The following is a 21,895-nucleotide window of genomic DNA, read 5'->3' on the forward strand; positions in this document are numbered from 1 at the left end:
GTGCGGGGCCCTCTCGTCGTCCTGCGGTCAGTCCTCGGGCTGGGACGGTTTCCCGGCCAGCTCGCCCGCGGGCTTGTTCTCGGCGGACAGGGAGTCGCCGGAGACGCCGTGCCGGGCACGGGCCCGCGCCAGGGCGGAGGTCTCCTCCGGCGGGTCCGGGGTCATGAAGCTGCCCGGCACCGGGTGGCCGGCCGACCCCAGCTTGTTCATCTTCTTCGGCACCGGAGCGCCCTGGTAGGCCAGCTCCAGCGGGTGGCCGTGGTCGTCCACCGGGCCGAGCGGCTGGTGCACCTCGATGAACTCGCCGTGCGGCAGGCGCTTGATGATGCCCGTCTCGACGCCGTGCTCCAGCACCTCGCGGTCCGCCCGCTGCAAGCCGATGCAGATGCGGTAGGTGATGAGGTACGTCAGCGGCGGGACGAGGAGCATGCCGATGCGGCCCATCCACGTCATCGCGTTCAGCGAGATGTCGAACTTCAGCGCGATGATGTCGTTGCCGCCCGAGATCAGCAGCACCATGAAGTACGCGATCGCCATCATGCCGAGCGACGTCCGGACCGGCACGTCACGCGGGCGCTGGAGCAGGTTGTGGTGCGCGTAGTCCTTGGTCAGCTTGCGCTCGATCCACGGGTACACGGCCGCGATGCCGGTCAGCAGCGGCAGGCCCAGCATGAACGGCAGGAACGGCTCGGGCACCGTGTAGTTGCCCAGGTACAGCTCCCACGCGGGCCACAGCCGGATCAGGCCGTCGGTCCAGCCCATGTACCAGTCGGGCTGCACGCCCGCGGACACCTGGCCCGCGTTGTACGGGCCGAGGTTCCAGATCGGGTTGATCTGGAAGACGCCGCCCATGATGGCCGTGACCGCCACGACGACGGCGAAGAAGCCGCCGCCCTTGGCCGCGAACACCGGCATGATGCGCACGCCGACGACGTTGTTCTCCTTGCGGCCCACCCCCGGGAACTGGGTGTGCTTCTGGTACCAGACCAGGCCGAGGTGCACCGCGATCAGCGCCAGGATGATGGCCGGGATGACCAGGATGTGCAGCGTGTAGAGCCTCGGGATGATCTCCGTGCCGGGGAACTCGCCGCCGAACGCCAGCCAGTTGATCCAGGTGCCGACCACCGGGAACGACAGCATCAGCGCCGCCATCACCCGCAGGCCGGTGCCGGACAGCAGGTCGTCGGGCAGCGAGTAGCCGAGGAAGCCCTCGATCGCGCCCAGCATGAACAGCAGGATGCCGATGACCCAGTTGATCTCACGCGGGCGCCGGAACGCGCCGGTGAAGAAGATCCGGAACATGTGCACGACGATCGCGGCCATGAACAGCAGCGCGGCCCAGTGGTGCACCTGGCGGACGAACAGACCACCGCGGACCTCGAACGAGATCTCCAGGGTCGACTCGAACGCCCGGGACATCGGGATGCCCTGGAGGTTCGTGAACACGCCGTCGTAGATGATCTCTTCCATCGACGGGTCGAAGAAGAGCGCGAGGTACGTGCCGGACAGCAGCAGGATGATGAAGCTGTACAGCGCGATCTCGCCCAGCAGGAACGACCAGTGCGTGGGGAAGACCTTGTTCAGCTGCTTCCGGATGCCACCGGCCATGTGGTACCGGTCATCGGCCCACTTGGCGGCGCCACCCGCCGCGCGGGCGCCCGCGCCCTGCCGCTTCGTCGGCGTGGTGATGCCGCTCATGACTTACGCTCCCAGAACGCCGGACCCACAGCCTCGATGAAATCGCTGCGGGCAATCAAGTATCCGTCCTCGTCCACCGTGATCGGAAGCTGCGGCAGGGCACGGGTCGCCGGGCCGAACCGGGGCTTGCCGTAGTGGAAGACGTCGAACTGCGACTGGTGGCAGGGGCACAGGAGCAGGCCGGTCTGCTGCTCGTACAGCGAGGCCGGGCACCCGAGGTGGGTGCAGATCTTCGAGTACGCGTACAGGTCGCCGTAGTTGAAGTCTTCCTGGCCCGCGCGCTTCACGATCTGCTGGTTCGGGCGGAACTTGAGCAGCAGGACCGGGTTGTCGACCCGCTTGGTCGCCACGATGAGCGCGTGCTCGTCCTCCCGCTCCGACTCCCGGAACGGGAAGACCGTCATGTAACCGCCCGCGTCCAGGTCCTCGGGGCGCACCAGGACGACCTCGTGCGGGTCGCCGGTGTAGTTGCGCAGGTAGACCTTCTCGCCGTTCTCCGACTTCCAGCCGGTGTGCCACAGCGAGTCCTTGGAGTCGCTGTCGGCCCAGGGGTCGCGGATCAGGCCGCCCAGCGGCACGGCCAGGACACCCAGGCCGAACACGCCGGCGCCGAGGCCCGCGGTGCGCTTGATGAGCGACCGGCGGCCGAGGGTGGACCGCTCGCCCGCGTCGGCCAGCTCGGCCAGCACGGTGGCCTTGTCGACCTCGGAGGACCCCCCGTCGTGGCGCTGCTGGACGGCCAGCTCCTCCGGGATGAACTTCTTCGTGTAGAGCAGCGCGCCGACGCCCAGGCCCAGGACCGCGATGCCCAGGGTCAGGCCGATGACCGGCGTGTACAGGCTGTACAGGAAGTGGTGCTCGGTGTTCGGGGCCTCGTACTTCCACGGCCACCAGATGAAGGCGACCAGGAACGCGATGCCGCCGAGGGCGGCGATGAGGAACCACAGCGCCACGAGGCGCTCCGCGCGCTTCTCCGCGCGCGTGCCCTTGACCGGCCAGCGCTCCTCGTAGTGGACCAGCTCCACGCCGTCCAGGTTCGTGCCGAGCTTGACCAGCTCGTCCCTGCTCATGCCGGCGAGTTCGGCCTCACCGGGCACGGTGGTCGGCTTCTCGCCGCTCATGCCTTGGCTCCGATCCAGAGGGTCACGCCGATCAGGGCGGCGATACCCACGATGAACGCGATCAGTCCCTCCGGTACCGGCCCGAAGCCGCCGAGGGAGGCACCGCCGGGGTTGTTGTTACCGTCGGTCACCGACTTGATGTACGCGATGATGTCTTCCTTCTCCTCCGGCGTGAGCTGCCGGTCGGAGAACTTCGGCATGTTCTGCGGACCCGAGAGCATCGCGGTGTAGATCTGCTCCTCGGTCACGCCGTCCAGCTCGGGTGCGAACTTGCCGGACGACAGCGCCCCGCCGCGACCGGTGAAGTTGTGGCACGCCGCGCAGTTCAACCGGAACAGCTCGCCGCCGCGGGCCGGGTCCTCGCCGCGCAGCGCCTCACCGCGCTCCTCGGGGTTCTGCGGGCCGCCGCCGCGGGACTGGATGAACGCGCCGAGCGCGTCCACCTCCTCGGGCGTGAACTTGGCGGGCTTGCGCTGCGCCTGCGCCTCCTGGCGGGCCATCGGCATGCGGCCGGAGGACACCTGGAAGTACACGGCCGCCTCGCCGACGCCGATGAGGCTCGGGCCGCGGTCCTCGACGCCGTCGAGGTTCTTGCCGTGGCAGGTGATGCAGGCGTTGTTGTAGAGCTGCTCGCCCAGTCGCACCTGCGCCGGGTCGTCCTGCGCCTGCGCGGTCTGCGGCTGCGGCGCGAGGGCGCTGAACAGGAAGCCCGCGGCCAGCAGCGCGAAGCCCAGCGCGAGCAGGCCCGAGATCCGCCTGCGCAGCTTGGTGCCGCGCTTCCGGGCCCGTGTGGTGTTGGTGGTCATGTGTGCGGCAACCCTTGCTGGTGTGAGTTCGGGGTTCGAGCTGGTCAGGGCACGATGTAGATGATGGCGAACAGGCCGATCCAGACGACGTCGACGAAGTGCCAGTAGTACGACACGACGATCGCGGAGGTCGCCTGCGCGGGCGTGAACTTGCTCAGCTTCGTGCGGACCAGCAGGTAGCCGAACGCGATCAGACCACCGATCACGTGCAGGCCGTGGAAGCCGGTCGTCAGGTAGAACACGGTGCCGTAGGCCGACGCCGGGATCGTCGTGCCCTCGCTCACGAGCGTGACGTACTCACCGGCCTGGCCGGCGACGAAGATCGCACCCATCACCAGCGTCACGAAGTACCAGCGGCGCAGGCCGAACACGTCACCGCGCTCGGCGGCGAACACGCCCCACTGGCAGGTGAACGAGGAGGCCACCAGGATGATCGTGAAGAACAGTGCGTAGGGCACGTTCAGGTGGGTGGGTGCCGGTGGCCAGTGCCCCTCGTTCTGGGCCTTCACCGTGAAGAACATGGCGAAGAGCCCGGCGAAGAACATGAGCTCACTGGACAGCCAGACGATCGTGCCGACGCTGACCATGTTCGGGCGGTTCAGCGAGTGCACGCGCTGGCCGATTGAGGGCGCTGCCGTTGTCACACGACGCATTATTGCTTGCAGGTTTTCGCTCCGCCCATCGGGTCCGGGGCACGTGCGCAGGTCATCTGGGTCACACACGGGGTGAGGGTGGTCATGGGGTGGTTGAGCCGGTTGCGCGATCGACGCGCACGACGGGGTGGACCCGCGCTGGAGGTCGATTCACCGGGGCTGGAGGTGGTGGTGGAGGCGTTCGACGTCGCCGAGGCCGACTCGGCCGCGCTGGCCAGGTCGCCGAGGTGGTCCCCGGACCGGCCCGCGGTGCTCCGGCACCACCTCGAACTGCCCCCTGACCAGGTAGAACGCGCGCGCGAACTGCTCGCGCCGGACGGCTGGGAGCTGCGCCGGGACGATCACTGGCACGCGTTGCGGGTGCAGGAGCTGGACGCGCTGGGGTGCGCGCGGGAGCGGGCCCGGATGGCGGGCCTGGCCCAGCGGCTGGGCGGCGACTGGATCGGGTGGGACGCACTGCAAGTCACGCGGCGCTAGCCGGATAGCATCAGTCCACCTGGCACCCCGACCCGCCGGAGGACCGCGCCGATGAGCACGCAGACGACCAGGATCCTGGTGTTCAGCCACCGCCCCGAGGTGCGTGAGACGATCATCACTGCGGTGGGTCGCCGTCCCGCGCCGGACCTGGGCCGCGTCGAGTACGTCGAGGTCGGCGCCATCGCCGACGTGCTGTACGAGATGGACAACAACACCGTCGACCTGGCGATCCTGGACGGCGAGGCCCAGCCGACCGGTGGCATGGGGCTGTCCCGGCAGCTCAAGAACGAGATCACCGACTGCCCGCCGATCGTCGTCGCGGTCCGCCGCAAGGACGACCGCTGGCTGGCCACGTGGTCGCAGGCGGACGCGGTGCTGGTGCACCCGCTCGACCCGCTGGCCGCCGCCGAGACCGTGGCCGAGGTGCTGCGCTCGACGACGCTGCCCGTCGTCCGGGGCTGACCGCCGTGGACGAACGCACCTGGCCGTTACTGCTGAACCGGCTCATCGACCGGGTCGACCTGACCGAGGGCGACACCGGTTGGGCGATGGACCAGGTGATGTCGGGCGCCGCGACGCCCGCGCAGATCGCCGCGTTCGCGGTGGCGCTGCGGGCCAAGGGCGAGACGCCGGAGGAGGTCGACGGCATCGCGTCGATGATGCTCCGGCACGCCCGCCGGTTCACCGTGGACGTGGGTGCGGCGGACATCGTCGGCACGGGCGGCGACAACTCCGGGTCGGTGAACATCTCGACCATGGCGGCGATCGTCACCGCCGCCGCCGGGGTGCCCGTGGTCAAGCACGGCAACCGCGCGGCGTCGTCGCAGTGCGGCACCGCGGACGTGCTCGAAGCGCTGGGCGTGGCCATCGACCTGCCGCCGGCGGGCGTGCAGCGGACGGTGGAGGAGGTCGGCATCGGGTTCTGCTTCGCCCCGGTGTTCCACCCCGGCTTCCGGCACGCGGGCGGGCCGCGGCGCGAGATCGGCATCCCGACCTCGTTCAACCTGCTCGGGCCGCTGACCAACCCGGCGCAGCCGAAGGTCGGCCTGGTCGGGTGCGCGCGGGTGGCGTTCGCGCCGCTGATCGCGGGTGTTTTCGCACGTCGGGGCAACACCATGCTGGTCGTGCGCGGTGACGACGGGATGGACGAGATCACCACGACCACGACGACGTCGGTGTGGGTGGTCGACGGCGGCGAGGTGCGGACCGACCGGGTCGACCCGTCGGCGCTGGGCATCGCGCCGGCGCTGCCGCAGGACCTGAAGGGCGGCGACGCCTCGGTGAACGCCGAGGTGGTGCGCGACCTGGTGGCCGGGAAGCCGGGCGCGGTGCGGGACGCGGTGCTGCTCAACGCGGCGGGCGCGCTCGCCGCGCACGGCGGGCTCTCCGGCGACCTGCACGCGGACCTGGCGGGCTCGATGGCCCGGGCCGCGGGCGCGATCGACTCGGGCGCGGCGGCGGACCTGCTGCGGCGGTGGGCGGCGCGGTCGTCGGAGCTGAAGGCAGCGCTCAGCGACGGGTGAGCCCCGGCGGACCCGCCCCGTCAACGCTCGCCCCCGCCCTAAGGCAGCTCGCGCAGGTCCGTCACCAGGCGCGATACCCGCGAGGTATGGCCTGGTCGGCACCGGTTTGGACGCGCGGACCGGTGCCGGGGTCGACTGGTCGCATGACCGAACCGACTCCCCGGCCCGACCTGCCCCAGCACGCCCTGCCCGATCCCGCCGTCGACGCCACCGACGCCCGCCAGCTCGCCCGCGACCTGGTGGTCGTCCCGGACGGCGGCCTGCCGCTCGTGCCCGACATCGGCGTCATCGGCGGCACGCACTCGGTGCTCGTGGTCGAGACCTGACCACGACCCACTTCCACCCGGAGCACGCGTTCGGCGCAGGTGTTCGCCGGCGCGGCGACCTACCTGGTCAACCGGGACCAGGCCGACGACCTGGCCCGCAAGGGCCCCGGCTACCTGGAGATGTTCCGCGGCCTCGACCCGGCGGTGGCGCGCAGGCTCGCCGACGTCTCCGGCGCCCGCTGGCTCGCGGTGCTGGACCGCCTCGTCGCCGAGGGCGCGCGGACCGTCGTTCCCGGGCCCGGCGACGTGGGCGGCGCCCGGCTGCTGACCGAAGCCTGCGACCACCTCCGGCTGCTGCGCGACGAGACGTGGTCGCGCAGCGCCGCGGGCATGGCCGAGGAGGCGATCGCCGCCGAGGTCGCGGCGCCGGTGGTCGAGCGGCGCCCGGAGTGGTCCGGTCGCGAGTGGGTCGACAAGGGCATCGGCTGCCTGTGCGCGGAACTGCCCCACCCGGGCCGAGACGACGACCACCTTTTCACCGCCGGGTAACAGCGACCGGTCATGCTGTGAGCATGCTCTACACGGTCATGAAGCGAGTGGTGGCGCCCACGGCGCGGCTGGTCTACCGGCCGACGGTCGAGGGGTTGGAGAACGTGCCCGTCGACGGTCCGGTGATCCTCGCGCCGAACCACCTGTCGTTCATCGACAGCATCGTCATCCCCATGGTGGTGCCGCGCCGCGTGTCGTTCCTGGCCAAGGCCGAGTACTTCGAGGGCAAGGGCGTCAAGGGCGCTCTCTCCCGCTACTTCTTCGGCTCGCTGGGCCACGTGCCGGTGCGCCGCGGCCTCGGCCGGGCCGCCAGGGCCTCGCTGGACACCGCGAAGGAGATCCTGGACGGCGGCGGCGCGTTCGCCATCTACCCGGAGGGCACGCGCTCGCTGGACGGCCGGCTGCACCGCGGCCGCACCGGCGTGGCCCGGATGGCGCTGGAGTCCGGCGCGCCAGTCGTCCCGGTCGGCCTCATCGGCACCGACCAGGTGCAGCCGGTCGACCGCAGGCTGCCGCGCGTCCACCCGGTGACCGTCCGGTTCGGCCGGCCGCTGCGCTTCGACCGCTACGCGGGCATGCAGGAGTCGCTGCCGGTGCTGCGCTCGGTCACCGACGAGATCGTCTACCGCATCCTGGAACTGTCCGAACAGGAGTACGTGGACCGCTACCAGAACTCGAAAGCCGCCTGACACGCGAAAGGGGGCCACCCGACCGGGTGACCCCCTTCGACGATCAGTGCTCAGTCGTGGCTCGGACCGGTGTGGTACTCGAACACCAGGCCGCCGACGGCGATCAGCAGCAGCACGACGGCGATCACCAGCAGCCACACGTGCCAGAACGCCATCGCCACGCCCGCCGTCGCGGCCGCCGCCGCCAGGCCGATCGGCCAGTAGCTGCCGGGGCTGAAGAAGCCCAGCTCACCGGCGCCGTCGCTGACCTCGGCGTCCGCGTTGTCCTCGGGCCGCACCTCGATGCGCCGGGCGACGAACCGGAAGTACGTGCCGACGATCAGCGCCAGGCCGCCGGTCAGGGCCAGCGCCACCGTGCCGGTCGGCTCGACGGCGCCGGTGTCCGCCCACGTCCAGTAGCCGTACACGACGGCCACCAGGAACGAGAACGCCATCACCAAGTCAAAAATGCGGGCTTCGACCTTCATCGCAGCGTCCTCCTACTTCCCACCGTCGGACGCCTCGCGGACAGTCCGGTCGGTGTCGAAGGGCTTGGTCGTCACGGCGTGCGGCGTGCACAGCTCACCGCAGTCCAGCTCGGTCAGCGCCTCGGCCGCCGTGTACGGCTGGCCGGTGTCGGCGTTCGTCTGCTGCCGCAGTTCGATGTAGCGGTCGAAGTCGGCCTGCTCCAGCGCCCTGACCTCGAAGTTCATCACCGCGTGGTAGACGCCGCACAGCTCGGCGCAGCGGCCGACGAAGGACCCGGTCCGGTCGATCTGGTCGATCTGGAACGCGTTGTCCTGGTTGTTCTTCTTCGGCTCCGGGAAGACGTCCCGCTTGAAGTGGAACTCGGGCACGTAGAACGAGTGGATGACGTCGGTCGACTCCAGGTTGAACCGGACCGACCTGCCCTGCGGCAGGACCAGCAGCGGGATCTCGCCGGACGTGCCGACGGTGCTCACCGGCAGGTCGCCTTCCTCGGTCTTGAACTCCGGGTACCGGAACTCCCAGTTCCACTGGAAGGCGATCACGTCGACCGTCACGTCCGGGTCCTCGGACTTGTCCGTGACGTAGTTCTGCGTCACGGCGGTGAAGTAGAACAGCACCGCGACGATGATCGTCGGCACGACCAGCAGCACGAGCTCCAGCGGCAGGTTGTAGGCGACCTGGCGGGGCAGCTCCTCGCTCTTCTTGCGGTGGAACGCGACCGACCAGAGGATCAGGCCCCACACGATCACGCCGACCGCCAGCGCCGCGACGACCGACCAGGTCCACAGCTCGCGCATCGCCTCGGCCTGCGGCGTCACGGCCACCGGCCAGCCGAAGCGCAGCACCTCTTCCGTGGAGCAACCCGTGGCCCCGACGCCGACCAGGCCGACCAGCCCGCCGACCTTCGCCAGCCGGGCTGCCCTGGTGCCCTCCTTCAGGCCCACTGCTCGCCGCCTCCTCAGTCGCCCTCAACCGCTACTCAAAGCTCGCAGGCAGGGGCCGCCTTGGGCCCCGTGCCGGATCATGCGGGAGCGTAGCTCAGCGCACGGCAGGTCACCCCTCGGGGGCCGTCCCCGTGGAGTGCAGTTTCGGTCACACACGGGCACCCCGGCATACTGGACTCTTCTCCACACGACACGAAGGGTGTTACGGCGTGTGCGGCCTGGTAGGACTGGTTTGCCCTGGCGAGAACGAGGCCGAGCGGGCGCGCTCGGCGGTGGCGGGGGCACTGCGCTGCATGCGCCACCGCGGCCCCGACGAGAGCGGCACCTGGCAGGGCGGTGAGGTCGTCTTCGGCTTCAACCGGCTGTCCATCATCGACATCGAGCACTCGCACCAGCCCCTGCACTGGGGGCCGCACGACCAGCAGGGTCGGTACGCGATCCTGTTCAACGGCGAGATCTACAACTACGTGGAGCTGCGCGCGGAGCTGACCAAGCAGTTCGGCGCGGTGTTCGCCACCGACGGCGACACCGAGACGATCGTGGCGGCCTACCACTACTGGGGCCCGGCCGCGGTGGCCCGGCTGCGCGGCATGTTCGCGTTCCTGATCTGGGACAAGGCGCGCCGGGTGGTGTTCGGCGCGCGCGACCCGTTCGGCATCAAGCCGCTGTACTACGCGGCCGGCCCGGGCGGCGTGGCGTTCTCCAGCGAGAAGAAGTCGGTGCTGGAGCTGGCGCCGGCGATCGGCATCCGGCCGCGGGTGGACGAGAAGGCGCTGCAGCACTACCTGATCCTGCAGTACGTGCCGGAGCCGGAGTCGCTGCAGACCGAGATCCACCGGATCGAGTCGGGCACGTCGTTCACGCTCAAGCCGGGCGGCACGCCGGTGGTCGAGCGGTACTTCCCGGCCACGTTCCGGCCGCGCGCGGTGCGCGGCGACGCGGACGAGAACCGGCTGTACGACGAGATCACCGAGGCGCTGCGCGACTCGGTCGCCAAGCACATGCGGGCGGACGTGACGGTCGGCTCGTTCCTGTCCGGCGGCATCGACTCGACCGTGGTCGCGGCGCTGGCCAAGGAGCACAACCCGGACCTGATCACGTTCACCACCGGGTTCGAGCGGCAGGGCTACTCCGAGATCGACGTGGCCGCCGAGTCGGCCGCCGCGATCGGGGTGAAGCACGTGGTCCGGGCGGTGACGGCGCAGGAGATGATGGACGCGCTGCCGCTGATCACCTGGTACCTGGACGACCCGGTGGCGGACCCGGCGCTGGTGCCGCTGTGGTTCATCGCCCGCGAGGCGCGCGAGCACGTGAAGGTCGTGCTGTCGGGCGAGGGCGCGGACGAGCTGTTCGGCGGCTACACGATCTACCGCGAGCCGCTGTCGCTGGCGCCGTTCGAGAAGGTGCCGGGCGCGCTGCGCAAGGCCATGGGCAAGGTGTCCACGAAGATCCCGCAGGGCGTGCGCGGCAAGGACCTGCTGCGGCGGGGCGCGCTCACGCTGGAGGAGCGCTACTACGGCAACGCGCGGATCTTCATGGACGACCAGCTGCGGCAGGTGCTGCGCACGTACGACCCGAACGTGTCGCACAAGGACGTGACCGCGCACGTGTACCGGGAGTCCGAGGGCTGGGACCCGGTGACGCGGATGCAGCACGTCGACCTGTTCACCTGGTTGCGCGGCGACATCCTGGTCAAGGCCGACAAGATGACGATGGCGAACTCGCTGGAGCTGCGGGTGCCGTTCCTGGACCCCGAGGTGTTCCGGATCGCGTCGCAGGTGCCGTCGGAGCTGAAGCTGACCAGGGAGACCACCAAGCACGCGCTGCGCCGGGCGATCCGCGACATCGTGCCCGCGCACGTGCTCAACCGGCGCAAGCTCGGCTTCCCGGTGCCGATCCGGCACTGGCTGAAGGACGAGATGCACGAGTGGGCGGTGGACACCGTCCGCCAGTCGCAGACCGACCAGTACATCGACAAGAACGCGGTGCTGCGGGTCATCGAGGAGCACCGGTCCGGTGTCGCGGACCACAGCAGGCGGATCTGGGCGCTGCTGGTGTTCATGATCTGGCACGGGATCTTCGTGGAGGGCCGGATCCGCCCGGTCGTCCCGGAGCCGCACTACCCCGTCAAGCTCTAGTCCCACCGCGAAGGCCCCCGGCGACGGGGGCCTTCGTCGTGCGATTACCGCCCGGTAAGGCTTTTGTCAAGGCCCGCACCCGAATACGGTCGAGCGGGTGAGGAACACCGAAGCGGACACGCTGGACCAGCTGATCGAGGACTGCACCGACCTGCCGCGGGAGCTGCGCGGCGAGGCCGAGCCCGTCCCCGACCCCGAGACCGCCGCGCCGTGGCAGGTGGACGACGCCAACTACGCGCAGGTCGCCGAGCTGGAGGTGTACGTCTGAGCCCTGCGCTCGACCGTTCGACGTCGACGGACGCCCCACGGGAACGGGAAGGGCCCCCGCCGCGTGGCGAGGGCCCTTCCCGAACTGCGGTTCCAGCGGTCGATCAGTGGAACGAGTCGCCGCAGGCGCACGAACCGCCGGCGTTCGGGTTGTCGATCGTGAAACCCTGCTTCTCGATCGTGTCGACGAAGTCGATCACGGCGCCCTCGACGTACGGGGCGCTCATGCGGTCCACGGCCACCTTCAGGCCGTCGAAGTCGCGCAGCGCGTCGCCGTCGAGCGTGCGCTCGTCGAAGAACAGCTGGTAGCGCAGCCCCGCGCAGCCACCGGGCTGGACGGCGATGCGCAGGTGCATGTCGTCGCGCCCCTCCTGGTCGAGCAGCGCCTTGGCCTTCACGGCAGCCGCGTCGGTCAGCTTCACGCCGTGGGTGGGCGGGGCTTCAGGAGTCGAGGTGACTGCGTCCTGAGCGGTCGTCATGGCTCTCCTCAGAGGTCCTTTGCGGGCATCTGTTCCGGGCAACACGGGAAGTACCCGCTTTGTTCCTGCCCCCATGGTCGCACAGACGTCAGCGCCGGGGGTGTGACCAGTGCCTCGCCACGTGTTCGGCCAGGTCCGCCAGGGTGCCGGCCGGGTCGGCCAGGCTGCGCTCGACCGATCCGGCGTGCTCGGCCACCGCGTACGACTCCTGAACGCCCGCCGCCGCGGCCTCCCGCCTGCCGACGGCCACCTGGCCGGCCAGCACCACGCACGGCACGCCGCGCTCCGCCGCGCCGCCAGCCACGGCGGTGACCAGCTTCCCGCGCAGCGACTGCCAGTCGAAGCTGCCCTCGCCGGTGACGGCGAGGTCGGCGTGGTCCAGCGCCTCGTCCAGCCGGGTCAGCTCGCGCACCATCCCCGCCCCGGACGCGACGGTCGCGCCCAGGGCCAGCAGCGCGGCGCCCAGGCCGCCGGCGGCCCCTGCGCCGGGCAGGTCGCGCACGTCGGCCAGCTCGGTCATCGCGGCCAGCCGCGCCTCCAGCCGGTCCACCGCCTCGGGTGACGCGCCCTTCTGCGGGCCGAACGTGCGCGCGGCGCCGTGCGGGCCGAGCAGGGGGTTCTCCACGTCGGCCGCGGCCACCAGGCGCGCCGTGACCGGGAGCAGGGCCTCCCGCAGTCCCTCGCCACCGTCCGTGGTGCCCGAGCCGCCCAGGCCGACCACGATCGTGTGAGCGCCGCGAGCGGCGTTGACCAGCTCGCCGACGCCCCTGGTGGTGGCGGTCTCGGCGGTCGCCGACCGCCGGTCGGGCGGGACGAGGTGCAGGCCGCACGCCTGCGCCGACTCGACGTAGGCGGTGCCGTCGTGCTCCAGCCACCGCGCGTCGACGGGCGTGCCCAGCGGCCCCGTCACGGTCGTGGTGCGCAGGGCACCGCCCAGCGCGGCGTGCAGGACGTCCACGAACCCGGGCCCGCCGTCGGCCAGCGGGCGCAGGCTCAACTCGTCGTCGGGGGCGGTGCGGCGCCAGCCCCGGGCCACGGCCTCGGCGACCTCCCGCGCGGTCAGCGTTCCGCCGAAGCAGTCCGGCGCAATAACAACTCGCACCTGGCGAACAGTACTTATCGGGGCATCTCCTACTCTGGTGCGGTGAGGTTCCTGCGCCGCAACGCCGACGAAGCCGCCGAGACCACCGCCGAGGACGCCCCCGCGGAGGTGGGCCCGGCCGATCCGTCGCGCACCCCCGGCAAGGGGCGGCCCACGCCGAAGCGGCGCGAGGCCGAGGGCAAGCGGCGCGGTCCCGTCCCACCGCCACCCCGCACGCAGCGCGAGGCGTTGAAGCGCTCGCGCGGCAGCAAGGTCTCCAAGGAGGAGCGCCGCGCGGCGGCGGTCGAGCGCCGGCAGCGGATGATGGCGGGCGAGGACAAGTACCTCCTGCCCCGCGACCGCGGCCCCGTGAAGGCCTACATCCGCGACCTGGTCGACTCGCGGCGCAACCTCATGGGCCTGTTCATGCCGCTGGCCATCCTGGTGTTCGTCGCGCTGCTCGTGCCGATGCCCGCGATCCAGCAGTACGCGACGCTGCTGACCACGTTCATGCTGCTGGCGATGATCGTGGAGGGCTTCTTCCTCGGCCGCCTGGTGAACAAGCGGGTGCGGCTGAAGTTCCCGACCGACACCACCCGCGGCCTGTCCATCGGCTGGTACTCGTTCATCAGGGCGAGCCAGCTGCGCAGGCTGCGCGTGCCCAAGCCCCGGGTCAGCCCCGGCGACAAGGTCTGACGGCCCCGGTCGACCGGAGTTCATTAGCAACCCGAACGACCCGGTACTAGGCTTGGCGGCATGGAGTTCCGACGCCTCGGCCGCAGTGGCCTGAACATCAGCGAGATCTCGTACGGCAACTGGCTCACCCACGGATCGCAGGTCGAGGAGGACCAGGCGACGGCGTGCGTCCGGGCGGCGCTCGACGCGGGCATCACCACGTTCGACACCGCGGACGTCTACGCGAACACCAAGGCCGAAGCGGTGCTCGGCCGCGCCCTGGCCGGGCAGCGCCGCGAGTCGCTGGAGATCTTCACCAAGGTCTTCTGGCCGACCGGCCCCGGCGGCCCCAACGACAAGGGCCTCGGCCGCAAGCACATCGCGGAGTCGATCAACGGCTCGCTCAAGCGCCTCCAGACCGACTACGTCGACCTCTACCAGGCCCACCGCTACGACAAGTCGGTGCCGCTGGAGGAGACGATGCTCGCCTTCGCCGACCTCGTGCGGCAGGGCAAGGTGCTCTACATCGGCGTCTCCGAGTGGAACGCCGACCAGATCGCCCGCGGCGCGGCGCTGGCGCGCGAGCTGAACGTCCCGTTCATCTCCAACCAGCCGCAGTACTCGATGCTGTGGCGGGTCATCGAGTCGCAGGTCGTGCCGACGTCCGAGCGCGAGGGCATCAGCCAGATCGTCTGGTCCCCCATCGCCCAGGGCGTGCTGACCGGCAAGTACCTGCCGGGCCAGCCGGTGCCCCAGGGTTCCCGGGCGACCGACGAGACCGGCTCGAAGTTCATCCAGCGCTTCCTGAACGACGACGTGCTCACCAAGGTGCAGCAGCTCAAGCCGCTGGCCGACGAGGCGGGCCTGTCGCTCGCCCAGCTCGCCGTGGCGTGGGTGCTGCAGAACCCGAACGTGGCCAGCGCGATCATCGGCGCCTCGCGTCCCGAGCAGGTGCACGAGAACGTGAAGGCGGCCGGCGTGAAGCTGGACGAGGAGCTGCTGAAGAAGATCGACGACGTGCTCGGGGACACCGTGGAGAGCGACCCGCGGTACACCATCACGCCGTGACGACGCGCCCTCGCCCCGGTCTAGTCGGCCGGGGCGAGGGACATCGGGCCGTAGACCTCGGACTCGCTGCGCAGCAGCGTCACCTGCGCGACGCCCGCCTCCCGCAGCTCGACCCACGCCGAGCCGAACCAGTCCTCGGCCGCGGTCTGGTCCGGGAACGCGATACCCGGGCCGTCGACCTCGTGCCCCTGCTCGTCCTGGTACCGCCACCGGTACTCCATGACGGCCTCCTCCCGCTGTGTAACGTTCCCGGTCAGGCTATGTCCTCCCGGAACAGTTGGAGTGCGGTGTGACGCGTCGGACACTGGTGCTGGGCGGCGCCCGCTCGGGCAAGTCGGCGCACGCCGAGGGCCTGCTCACCGACGACGTCGTGACCTACGTCGCCACCGCGCGCCGGTACCCGGACGACGCGGACTGGGAGCTGCGGATCGCCCAGCACGTGGCCCGCCGTCCCACCACGTGGACGACGGTCGAAGCACCCGCCCCCCGCGACCTGATCGCCCTGCTCACCGCCACCAGCGAGACCGACCCGCCGATCCTGGTGGACGACGTCGCCACCTGGCTCAGCGGAGTGCTGGACGACGCCGGCGCCTGGGAGGGCCACGGCCTCGGCCAGGTGGAGGACGAGTGCGCCGCGCTGGTCCACGCCGTCGGCCAGGCCCGCGCCCGCCTGGTCCTGGTGTCGGCGGAGGTCGGCCTGGGCGTCGTGCCGAGCACCCGCTCTGGCAGGCTCTTCCGCGATCACCTCGGCTCGCTCAACGCGCGGCTGGCCGAGGTCTGCGACGAGGTGCTGCTGGTCGTCGCCGGAATCCCACTGCGACTGCGCGAACCCGGAGGTAGTCGGTGACCATCGAGTTCCCGCCCGTCGAGCCGCCCAGCGAGCACGCGCGCGCCGAGGCGACCGCCCGACAGGCCGTGCTCACCAAGCCCGTCGGCTCGCTCGGCAAGCTGGAGGAGCTGGGCGCCTGGGTGGCGGCGTGCCAGGGCGAGTGCCCGCCGAGGCCGTTCACCAGGCCCCGCGTCGTGGTGTTCGCGGGTGACCACGGCGTGGCCCAGCACGGCGTGTCGGCGTACCCGAGCGAGGTCACCGGTCAGATGGTGGCGAACATCCTCGCGGGCGGCGCGGCGGTGAACGTGCTGGCGAACGTGGCGGGCGCGACGGTCCGCGTGGTCGACCTGGCGGTGGATTCAGAGACCGCCCTCGGGGACTTCAAGGTGCGCCGCGGCTCCGGTTCCATCGACCGCGAGGACGCCCTGACCGGCGAAGAGGCCGAGCAGGCGATCGAGATCGGCCGCAAGCTCGTGGACGACGAGGTCGACGGCGGCGCGGACCTGCTCATCGCCGGCGACATGGGCATCGGCAACACCACCCCCGCCGCGGTGCTCATCGCCGCCCTCACGGGCTCCGAACCGGTCGCCGTCGTCGGCCGCGGCACGGGCATCGACGACCAGGGCTGGATGCGCAAGACCGCCGCCATCCGCGACGCCCTGCGCCGGGCGCGTCCCGTCATCAACGACCCGGTCGCCCTCCTCGCCACCGCGTCCGGCGCCGACATCGCCGCCATGGCGGGCTTCCTGGCCCAGGCGGCGATCCGCAAGACCCCCGTCATCCTCGACGGCGTCGTGGTCGGCGCCGCCGCCGTCGTCGCCGAGGAACTGGCCCCGGGCGCCCGCGACTGGTGGGTCGCCGGCCACCGCTCCGCCGAGCCCGCGCACGCGTTGGCACTGGGCCACCTGAGCCTGGACCCGCTGCTGGAGTTCGACATGCGCCTGGGCGAGGGCTCCGGCGCCGCCGCCGCCCTGCCGCTGGTCGTGATGGCGACCCGCATCCTGGCCGAGATGGCGACCTTCGACAGCGCGGGCGTCTCCGGACCGGCCTGATGCGCCTGGCCCTGTCCTGGCTGACCGTCCTGCCGATCCGCGTCCACACCGACCAGGTGACCGCCCGTGCGGCGGGACGTGCGATCACGTTCGCCCCGCTGGTCGGCCTGCTCCTCGGTGCGGCGGCCGTCGCGCTCCTCCGGCTGCCGCTGCCCGACCTGGCAGCCGGCTTCCTCACCGTCGGCTTCCTGGCGCTGGCGACGCGCGGCATGCACCTGGACGGCCTGGCCGACACCGCCGACGGCCTGGGCTGCTACGGACCACCCGAACGCGCCCTGGCCGTGATGAAGGACGGCGGAGCGGGCCCGTTCGCGGTCGTCGCGCTGATCATCGTGCTGGGCGCGGAAGCCGCCACCCTCCCCACCGTCCACTGGGGCGCCGTCCTCCTGGCCCTGACCACCGGCCGGGCCGCCTTCATCCTCTGCTGCCTGCGCCCCATCCCCGCCGCCCGCCCGAACGGCCTGGGCGCACTGGTAGCCGGCACCCAACCACCGTGGATCGCCATCACCTGGTGGACAGCCCTCGCCACCGCCGGCTACTTCGTCCACCCCTGGCAAGGCCCAACCGCCGTCGCCACCTCAGCAGCCCTCGTCCTGCTCCTGATCAACCACACCAAGAAGCGCTTCGGCGGCATCACCGGCGACGTCCTGGGCGCCGCCTGCGAAACCGCCACCCTGACCACCCTGATCGTCACCGCCCTCTAACCCCCACAACACAACCGCACCAAGCCACCGAGGCTCGATTTGACATGGGGCCCTTACGGGTGCCATGTCAAATCGAGCCGGACAGCACCACCGCCCTGAACGTAGAACTCACCGTCCCTGAGCGTTCGACTCGCGGCACTCCAACGTTCGACTCGCGCCCTGAACGTTGAACTCTCGCGCCCTGAACGTAGGACTCTCGCGCCCTGAACGTAGGACTCTCGCGGGTTAGTTGATTTTGGACATCCAGGAGTGGGGGTCGGCGGTCAGGCCCTGCTGGATGCTCGTCAGGTGGTTGCGCAACCGCATGGTCACGTCACCCGTCCGCCCACCCGACACGCTGAACTCGCCACCCGCGTGCTTCACGTGCCCCACCGGCGTGATCACCGCCGCCGTGCCGCACGCGAACACCTCCGTCAGCTCACCGGACTCCGCCTTCTTCTCCCACTCCTCCGTGGAGATCCGCCGCTCCTCCACCACGAGCCCGAAGTCGGCCGCCAACCGCAGCAGCGAGTTCCGCGTGATCCCGGGCAGCAGCGCACCGGACAGCTCCGGCGTCACCACCCGCGCGTCGTCGCCCGACCCGAGGACGAAGAACAGGTTCATCCCGCCCATCTCCTCGACCCACCGGCGCTCCACCGCGTCCAGCCACACGACCTGGTCGCACCCCTGCTCGGCGGCCTGCGCCTGCGCCGCCAGCGACGCCGCGTAGTTGCCCGCGAACTTCGCCGCACCCGTGCCACCCGGCGCCGCCCGCACGTACTCCGTCGACAACCACACCGTCACCGGCTTCAACCCGCCGGTGAAGTACGACCCCGCGGGTGACGCGATGAGCACGTACAGGTACTCCTTCGCCGGCCGCACGCCCAGCCCCGCCTCCGTCGAGAAGAGGAACGGCCGCAGGTACAGCGACTCCTCGGGGACGGACGACACCCACCGGTCGTCCACCGCCAGCAGCTCCCGGATCGAGGCCAGGAACAGCTCGTCGGGCAGTTCGGGCATCGCCATCCGGCGGGCCGACGCGCGGAAGCGCTCGGCGTTGGCCGACGGGCGGAAGGACGCGATCGTCCCGTCGGGCTGGCGGTAGGCCTTGAGCCCTTCGAAGATCGCCTGGCCGTAGTGCAGCACCATGGCCGCCGGGTCCAGCTCCAACGAGCGGTAGGGCCCCACGACGGCGTCGTGCCAGCCCTGCTCCTGGTTCCAGCGGATCGTCACCATGTGGTCGGTGAAGTGCTGCCCGAAGCCCGGCTGCGCGAGTACCTCCGCAACGCGCTCCGGGGTCGCCGGCTGCGGGTTGGGGGTCCGGGTGAAAGGCAACGCGGTCGTCATGGCAGCACGATAGCCGCCACTGGGACGTCGGAAAATCGCCGTCCCGACGCTCGGACATCCGACCATCCGGTCGGGTCAGCCGGTCGATCACCCGGTCGGGTCAGCCGACGGCCTGCCGCACCCGACCCAGCGCGAGCAGCCCGGTGCCCAGCGCGATGCCGATCCCCGTCACCACGAGGGCGTCCGCCGGGGCGCTCATCGCCAGCAGGACCGACAAACCCAGCCCCAGGCAGGCCGTGCGCATGGGCCACGTGCGGTCCTCCTGGAGCAGCACCCGCGCCGAAGCGTTCGTGAAGCCGTAGTAGAACGCCGTGCCGCACGCGCCGACCGCCAGCGCGGTCGACGGCGGCAGCGCCACCACGGCCGGCACCGCCAACCCCGCGCTGACCACTTCCAGCGGCCACCCCGCGCGCACCGCCGGCAGGTCGCCCGTCTCGGTCATCCCGACCAGCGTGCGCCGAGCCGACGCGAGCACGAAGAACAGCGTCGACACCGCCGCCACCGCCGCGCCGACCGCGAGCACCGGCAGCAGCCACGCGCCGTCCGCCGCGACCAGCGCGTCCCGCAGCGGCGCCGGTGACAGCGCCAGCCGCGCCGACCCGAGCTGCCGCAGCACCGCCACGCCGACGCCGATGCCGACCAGCAGCACGACACCGATCACCACCGGCACCGCGAAGTGCAGCACCCTGGCCGAGAACACCCGGTCGCCGGCTCCCGGCGCGGTGACCCTCTCGAACCCGACGAACAGCGCGAACAGCAGCAGCGCCGCGCCCATCAGCCCGTCGAACCCGGGCTCGTCGGCCACCTGCCCGCCCACCACCGGGTTCTCCGGCGGCGCCACCGAGAGGCACACCAGCACGACCAGCACGAGCACGCCGAGCACCACGACCGCGGCCGCCACGCTCAGCCCGGCGCCCCACCTGATCCCCGCCGCGCCCAGGGCCGCGGTCACCGCGATCAGGCCCAGCGCCGCCGCCACCCGGTGCTCCGGGACTGCGTACGCGCCGAACATCCCGGCGATCGCCGCCGCCATCCCGGCTCTGCCCACGAGGTGGGCGCTGGCGCCGAGCCGGGCGGGCCACGGCCCGAGCTGGTTGCGGATGTAGGCGTAGCCCCCGGCGGCTTCCGGGTAGGCGCGGTGCTGGTCGGCGGTCGAGAACGCGCAGCACAGCGCCGTCACCGCGGCCAGCGCGAGACCGGGGAGGAACCAGGGGCCGGCGATCGCCGCGGCGGGGGCGAAACCGGTGAAGACACCGGCCCCCAGGGTCGCGCCGAGAGCGAGCACCACGGCCCCCGCACGGGGCGTGATTGTCACCGGTACACAGTCCCAGATCAACCAGGTGACTGCGAACGCCCGGTCGGTTGACCCCCAATCGTGTTAATTGTTACTCATTGCTATCGAAGGTGCGATCGCCATGTGTGTGAACGAGACCTTTAGCATTCGTCACGATCCACCTCGATCCCGCCGCACTACCAGAAAGCGCCGGGAGGACCCCGTCAAGGAGCCGCAGTGACCGCGCCCAAGCTGGCCATCACCGACAGTGACCTGAGCAGCACCACCGCCGACGCCGTTGTGGTGGGCACGGTGCAGGGCCCGGACGGCCTCGCCCTCGCCGCCGGGTCGGAAGCGGTCGACGCCGCGTTCGACGGCGGGCTGCTGGACGTGCTCGACGCCGTCGGCGCGAGCGGCAAGGCCGACGAGGTCGTGACCGTGCCCGCGCCCGGCAAGCTCGCCGCCCGCGTCGTGCTCGCCGTCGGCCTGGGCAAGCCCGCCGACGACGGCTCGGTCGGCGAGGACCAGGTGCGCCGCGCGTCCGGCGCCGCCGCCCGCTCGCTGGGCGGCCGGAAGCGCGCCATCACCACGTTGTCCGCGCTGCACCTCGGCCCCGCGGTCGAGGGCACGGTGATGGGCTCGTACTCGTTCACCGCCTACAAGTCGAACAAGGGCGACGGCCCGGTCGCGCGCGTCGACTTCGTCGCGCCCGCCGAGGGCAACACCCGGGCGCACCGCGCCACGCTCAAGGCGTCCACGGCGATCGCCGAGGCCGTCACCACGACCCGCGACCTCGTCAACACCCCGCCGAACGACCTGTTCCCGGCGTCGTTCGCGGACCGGGCCGCCGCCCTGGCCAGGGCCGAGGGGCTGGAGGTCGAGGTGCTGGACGAGAAGGCGCTGCGCAAGCAGGGCTTCGGCGGCATCCTGGGCGTCGGCGGCGGCTCCAGCCGTCCCCCGCGCCTGGTCCGCATCACCTACCGCGGCCCGAAGGCGGGCAAGAAGGTCGCGCTGGTCGGCAAGGGCATCACCTTCGACACCGGCGGCATCTCGATCAAGCCCGCCGCGGGCATGGACGAGATGACCTCGGACATGGGCGGCGCGGCGGCCGTGATCGCCACCGTCGTGCTGGCCGCGAAGCTGAAGATGCCGCTGGAGGTGACCGCGTGGGCGCCGATGGCGGAGAACATGCCGTCCGGCACCGCCTACCGGCCGGGTGACGTGCTGACCATGTACGGCGGCAAGACCGTCGAGGTGCTGAACACCGACGCCGAGGGCAGGCTGATCCTGTCCGACGCGATCGTGCGCGCCTGCGAGGACGCCCCGGACTACCTGATCGAGACGTCCACGCTGACCGGCGCGCAGGTCGTGTCGCTCGGCAAGCGGACCTCCGGCGTGATGGGCACCGAGGACTTCCGCGACCGGGTGGCCGCGCTGGGCCGCGCGGTCGGCGAGCAGGCGTGGGCCATGCCGCTGCCGGAGGAGCTGCGCGGCGACCTGGACTCGCGGGTGGCCGACCTCGCGAACGTGGCCGGCCACCGGTTCGGCGGCATGCTCACCGCGGGCGTGTTCCTGCGCGAGTTCGTCGCCGAGGGCGTGACCTGGGCGCACATCGACGTGGCCGGCCCGGCGTTCCACAGCGGCGGCCCGTACGGCTACACCACCAAGGGCGGCACCGGCGTCCCGGTGCGCACCATGGCGGCCGTCCTCGCCGACATCGCGGCGAAGGGCTGACCAGCGGTTCCCCGGGGCGGGGTGGCGGCACGAACGCCGCCACCCCGCCCCGGCGCGCCGCCACGCCACCACACC

25 protein-coding genes are annotated in these 21,895 nt (G+C 71.4%); 14 read left to right on the forward strand and 11 right to left on the reverse strand.

The window, feature by feature from the left end:
• Positions 1 to 27: 27 nt before the first annotated feature.
• From AB0F89_RS36675 to AB0F89_RS36690, 4 genes are read right to left on the reverse strand one after another with little or no spacing between them, the layout of a single operon-like run.
• Positions 28 to 1,698, reverse strand: a complete 1,671-nt coding sequence (locus tag AB0F89_RS36675; RefSeq protein WP_367130986.1) for a cytochrome bc complex cytochrome b subunit — start codon at positions 1,696 to 1,698, stop codon at positions 28 to 30.
• Complete coding sequence (locus tag AB0F89_RS36680; protein WP_367130988.1) at positions 1,695 to 2,819, reverse strand: ubiquinol-cytochrome c reductase iron-sulfur subunit; 1,125 nt, start codon at positions 2,817 to 2,819, stop codon at positions 1,695 to 1,697. Before AB0F89_RS36680 ends, AB0F89_RS36675 begins: the two co-directional genes overlap by 4 nt.
• The gene (locus AB0F89_RS36685; protein ID WP_367130989.1) at positions 2,816 to 3,625 is read right to left on the reverse strand and encodes a c-type cytochrome; all 810 of its coding nucleotides are present in this window, start codon (positions 3,623 to 3,625) and stop codon (positions 2,816 to 2,818) included. The genes AB0F89_RS36680 and AB0F89_RS36685 overlap by 4 nt, the downstream gene beginning before the upstream one ends.
• 44 nt (positions 3,626 to 3,669) lie before the next feature.
• Positions 3,670 to 4,278, reverse strand: coding sequence for a heme-copper oxidase subunit III (locus AB0F89_RS36690; RefSeq protein ID WP_367130991.1), 609 nt, complete (start codon positions 4,276 to 4,278; stop codon positions 3,670 to 3,672).
• Between the two features lie 84 nt (positions 4,279 to 4,362).
• On the opposite strand from AB0F89_RS36690, the gene AB0F89_RS36695 reads away from it, so the two are divergent.
• The 6 genes from AB0F89_RS36695 (at position 4,363) to AB0F89_RS36720 (ending at position 7,782) form a co-directional block, all read left to right on the forward strand.
• Positions 4,363 to 4,755, forward strand: a complete 393-nt coding sequence (locus AB0F89_RS36695) for a hypothetical protein (protein ID WP_367130992.1) — start codon at positions 4,363 to 4,365, stop codon at positions 4,753 to 4,755.
• A 51-nt stretch (positions 4,756 to 4,806) separates the two neighbouring features.
• The gene (locus tag AB0F89_RS36700; protein WP_367130994.1) at positions 4,807 to 5,217 is read left to right on the forward strand and encodes a hypothetical protein; all 411 of its coding nucleotides are present in this window, start codon (positions 4,807 to 4,809) and stop codon (positions 5,215 to 5,217) included.
• Between the two features lie 5 nt (positions 5,218 to 5,222).
• A complete protein-coding gene (gene trpD, locus AB0F89_RS36705; RefSeq protein WP_367130996.1) occupies positions 5,223 to 6,278 on the forward strand; it encodes an anthranilate phosphoribosyltransferase in 1,056 nt (351 codons plus the stop codon).
• Between the two features lie 143 nt (positions 6,279 to 6,421).
• Positions 6,422 to 6,604, forward strand: a complete 183-nt coding sequence (locus AB0F89_RS36710) for a hypothetical protein (protein ID WP_367130998.1) — start codon at positions 6,422 to 6,424, stop codon at positions 6,602 to 6,604.
• A gap of 39 nt (positions 6,605 to 6,643) precedes the next feature.
• Positions 6,644 to 7,093, forward strand: coding sequence for a hypothetical protein (locus tag AB0F89_RS36715; RefSeq protein ID WP_367131000.1), 450 nt, complete (start codon positions 6,644 to 6,646; stop codon positions 7,091 to 7,093).
• 23 nt (positions 7,094 to 7,116) lie between these two features.
• Positions 7,117 to 7,782, forward strand: coding sequence for a lysophospholipid acyltransferase family protein (locus AB0F89_RS36720; RefSeq protein ID WP_367131002.1), 666 nt, complete (start codon positions 7,117 to 7,119; stop codon positions 7,780 to 7,782).
• Between the two features lie 50 nt (positions 7,783 to 7,832).
• On the opposite strand, the gene AB0F89_RS36725 is transcribed toward AB0F89_RS36720, so the two are convergent.
• Positions 7,833 to 8,249 (reverse strand): cytochrome c oxidase subunit 4, encoded by a 417-nt coding sequence (locus AB0F89_RS36725; protein WP_367131004.1) that lies wholly within the window; start codon positions 8,247 to 8,249, stop codon positions 7,833 to 7,835.
• Between the two features lie 12 nt (positions 8,250 to 8,261).
• Complete coding sequence (coxB, locus tag AB0F89_RS36730) at positions 8,262 to 9,194, reverse strand: cytochrome c oxidase subunit II (protein ID WP_367131006.1); 933 nt, start codon at positions 9,192 to 9,194, stop codon at positions 8,262 to 8,264.
• 209 nt (positions 9,195 to 9,403) lie between these two features.
• On the opposite strand from coxB, the gene asnB reads away from it, so the two are divergent.
• On the forward strand, positions 9,404 to 11,332 hold the full coding sequence (gene asnB, locus AB0F89_RS36735; RefSeq protein ID WP_367131008.1) for an asparagine synthase (glutamine-hydrolyzing): 1,929 nt from the start codon (positions 9,404 to 9,406) through the stop codon (positions 11,330 to 11,332).
• A 97-nt stretch (positions 11,333 to 11,429) separates the two neighbouring features.
• Complete coding sequence (locus AB0F89_RS36740; RefSeq protein ID WP_367131010.1) at positions 11,430 to 11,600, forward strand: hypothetical protein; 171 nt, start codon at positions 11,430 to 11,432, stop codon at positions 11,598 to 11,600.
• Positions 11,601 to 11,703: 103 nt separating this feature from the next.
• On the opposite strand, the gene AB0F89_RS36745 is transcribed toward AB0F89_RS36740, so the two are convergent.
• Complete coding sequence (locus tag AB0F89_RS36745; protein ID WP_367131012.1) at positions 11,704 to 12,078, reverse strand: HesB/IscA family protein; 375 nt, start codon at positions 12,076 to 12,078, stop codon at positions 11,704 to 11,706.
• A gap of 88 nt (positions 12,079 to 12,166) precedes the next feature.
• On the reverse strand, positions 12,167 to 13,180 hold the full coding sequence (locus tag AB0F89_RS36750; protein ID WP_367131014.1) for a glycerate kinase: 1,014 nt from the start codon (positions 13,178 to 13,180) through the stop codon (positions 12,167 to 12,169).
• Between the two features lie 42 nt (positions 13,181 to 13,222).
• On the opposite strand from AB0F89_RS36750, the gene AB0F89_RS36755 reads away from it, so the two are divergent.
• On the forward strand, positions 13,223 to 13,855 hold the full coding sequence (locus AB0F89_RS36755) for a DUF3043 domain-containing protein (protein ID WP_367131016.1): 633 nt from the start codon (positions 13,223 to 13,225) through the stop codon (positions 13,853 to 13,855).
• 60 nt (positions 13,856 to 13,915) lie between these two features.
• Positions 13,916 to 14,902, forward strand: a complete 987-nt coding sequence (locus AB0F89_RS36760) for an aldo/keto reductase family protein (protein ID WP_367131018.1) — start codon at positions 13,916 to 13,918, stop codon at positions 14,900 to 14,902.
• A 20-nt stretch (positions 14,903 to 14,922) separates the two neighbouring features.
• Here AB0F89_RS36760 and AB0F89_RS36765 read toward each other — a convergent pair whose 3' ends face one another.
• Entirely contained in the window at positions 14,923 to 15,123 is a 201-nt protein-coding gene (locus AB0F89_RS36765) for a hypothetical protein (RefSeq protein ID WP_367131020.1), read from the reverse strand.
• Positions 15,124 to 15,191: 68 nt separating this feature from the next.
• On the opposite strand from AB0F89_RS36765, the gene cobU reads away from it, so the two are divergent.
• Genes cobU through AB0F89_RS36780 form a run of 3 tightly spaced genes read left to right on the forward strand, consistent with a single transcriptional unit; the run spans position 15,192 to position 17,487 of the window.
• Positions 15,192 to 15,749: a bifunctional adenosylcobinamide kinase/adenosylcobinamide-phosphate guanylyltransferase gene (gene cobU / locus AB0F89_RS36770; protein ID WP_367131022.1), complete on the forward strand. Its 558-nt coding sequence runs from the start codon at positions 15,192 to 15,194 to the stop codon at positions 15,747 to 15,749.
• Positions 15,746 to 16,783, forward strand: coding sequence for a nicotinate-nucleotide--dimethylbenzimidazole phosphoribosyltransferase (gene cobT, locus AB0F89_RS36775; protein WP_367131024.1), 1,038 nt, complete (start codon positions 15,746 to 15,748; stop codon positions 16,781 to 16,783). Before cobU ends, cobT begins: the two co-directional genes overlap by 4 nt.
• Positions 16,783 to 17,487 carry an adenosylcobinamide-GDP ribazoletransferase gene (locus tag AB0F89_RS36780; protein WP_367131026.1) on the forward strand — a complete coding sequence of 235 codons (705 nt, stop codon included), beginning with the start codon at positions 16,783 to 16,785 and terminating at the stop codon, positions 17,485 to 17,487. The genes cobT and AB0F89_RS36780 overlap by 1 nt, the downstream gene beginning before the upstream one ends.
• A 225-nt stretch (positions 17,488 to 17,712) precedes the next feature.
• On the opposite strand, the gene AB0F89_RS36785 is transcribed toward AB0F89_RS36780, so the two are convergent.
• Positions 17,713 to 18,813: a branched-chain amino acid aminotransferase gene (locus tag AB0F89_RS36785; RefSeq protein ID WP_367131028.1), complete on the reverse strand. Its 1,101-nt coding sequence runs from the start codon at positions 18,811 to 18,813 to the stop codon at positions 17,713 to 17,715.
• A 100-nt stretch (positions 18,814 to 18,913) separates the two neighbouring features.
• A complete protein-coding gene (locus tag AB0F89_RS36790) occupies positions 18,914 to 20,128 on the reverse strand; it encodes an amino acid permease (protein WP_367131030.1) in 1,215 nt (404 codons plus the stop codon).
• Between the two features lie 195 nt (positions 20,129 to 20,323).
• On the opposite strand from AB0F89_RS36790, the gene AB0F89_RS36795 reads away from it, so the two are divergent.
• On the forward strand, positions 20,324 to 21,820 hold the full coding sequence (locus AB0F89_RS36795; RefSeq protein WP_367131032.1) for a leucyl aminopeptidase: 1,497 nt from the start codon (positions 20,324 to 20,326) through the stop codon (positions 21,818 to 21,820).
• The last annotated feature ends 75 nt before the right edge of the window (positions 21,821 to 21,895 follow it).

Source organism: Saccharothrix sp. HUAS TT1, from assembly GCF_040744945.1.
Classification (GTDB): Bacteria; Actinomycetota; Actinomycetes; order Mycobacteriales; family Pseudonocardiaceae; genus Actinosynnema.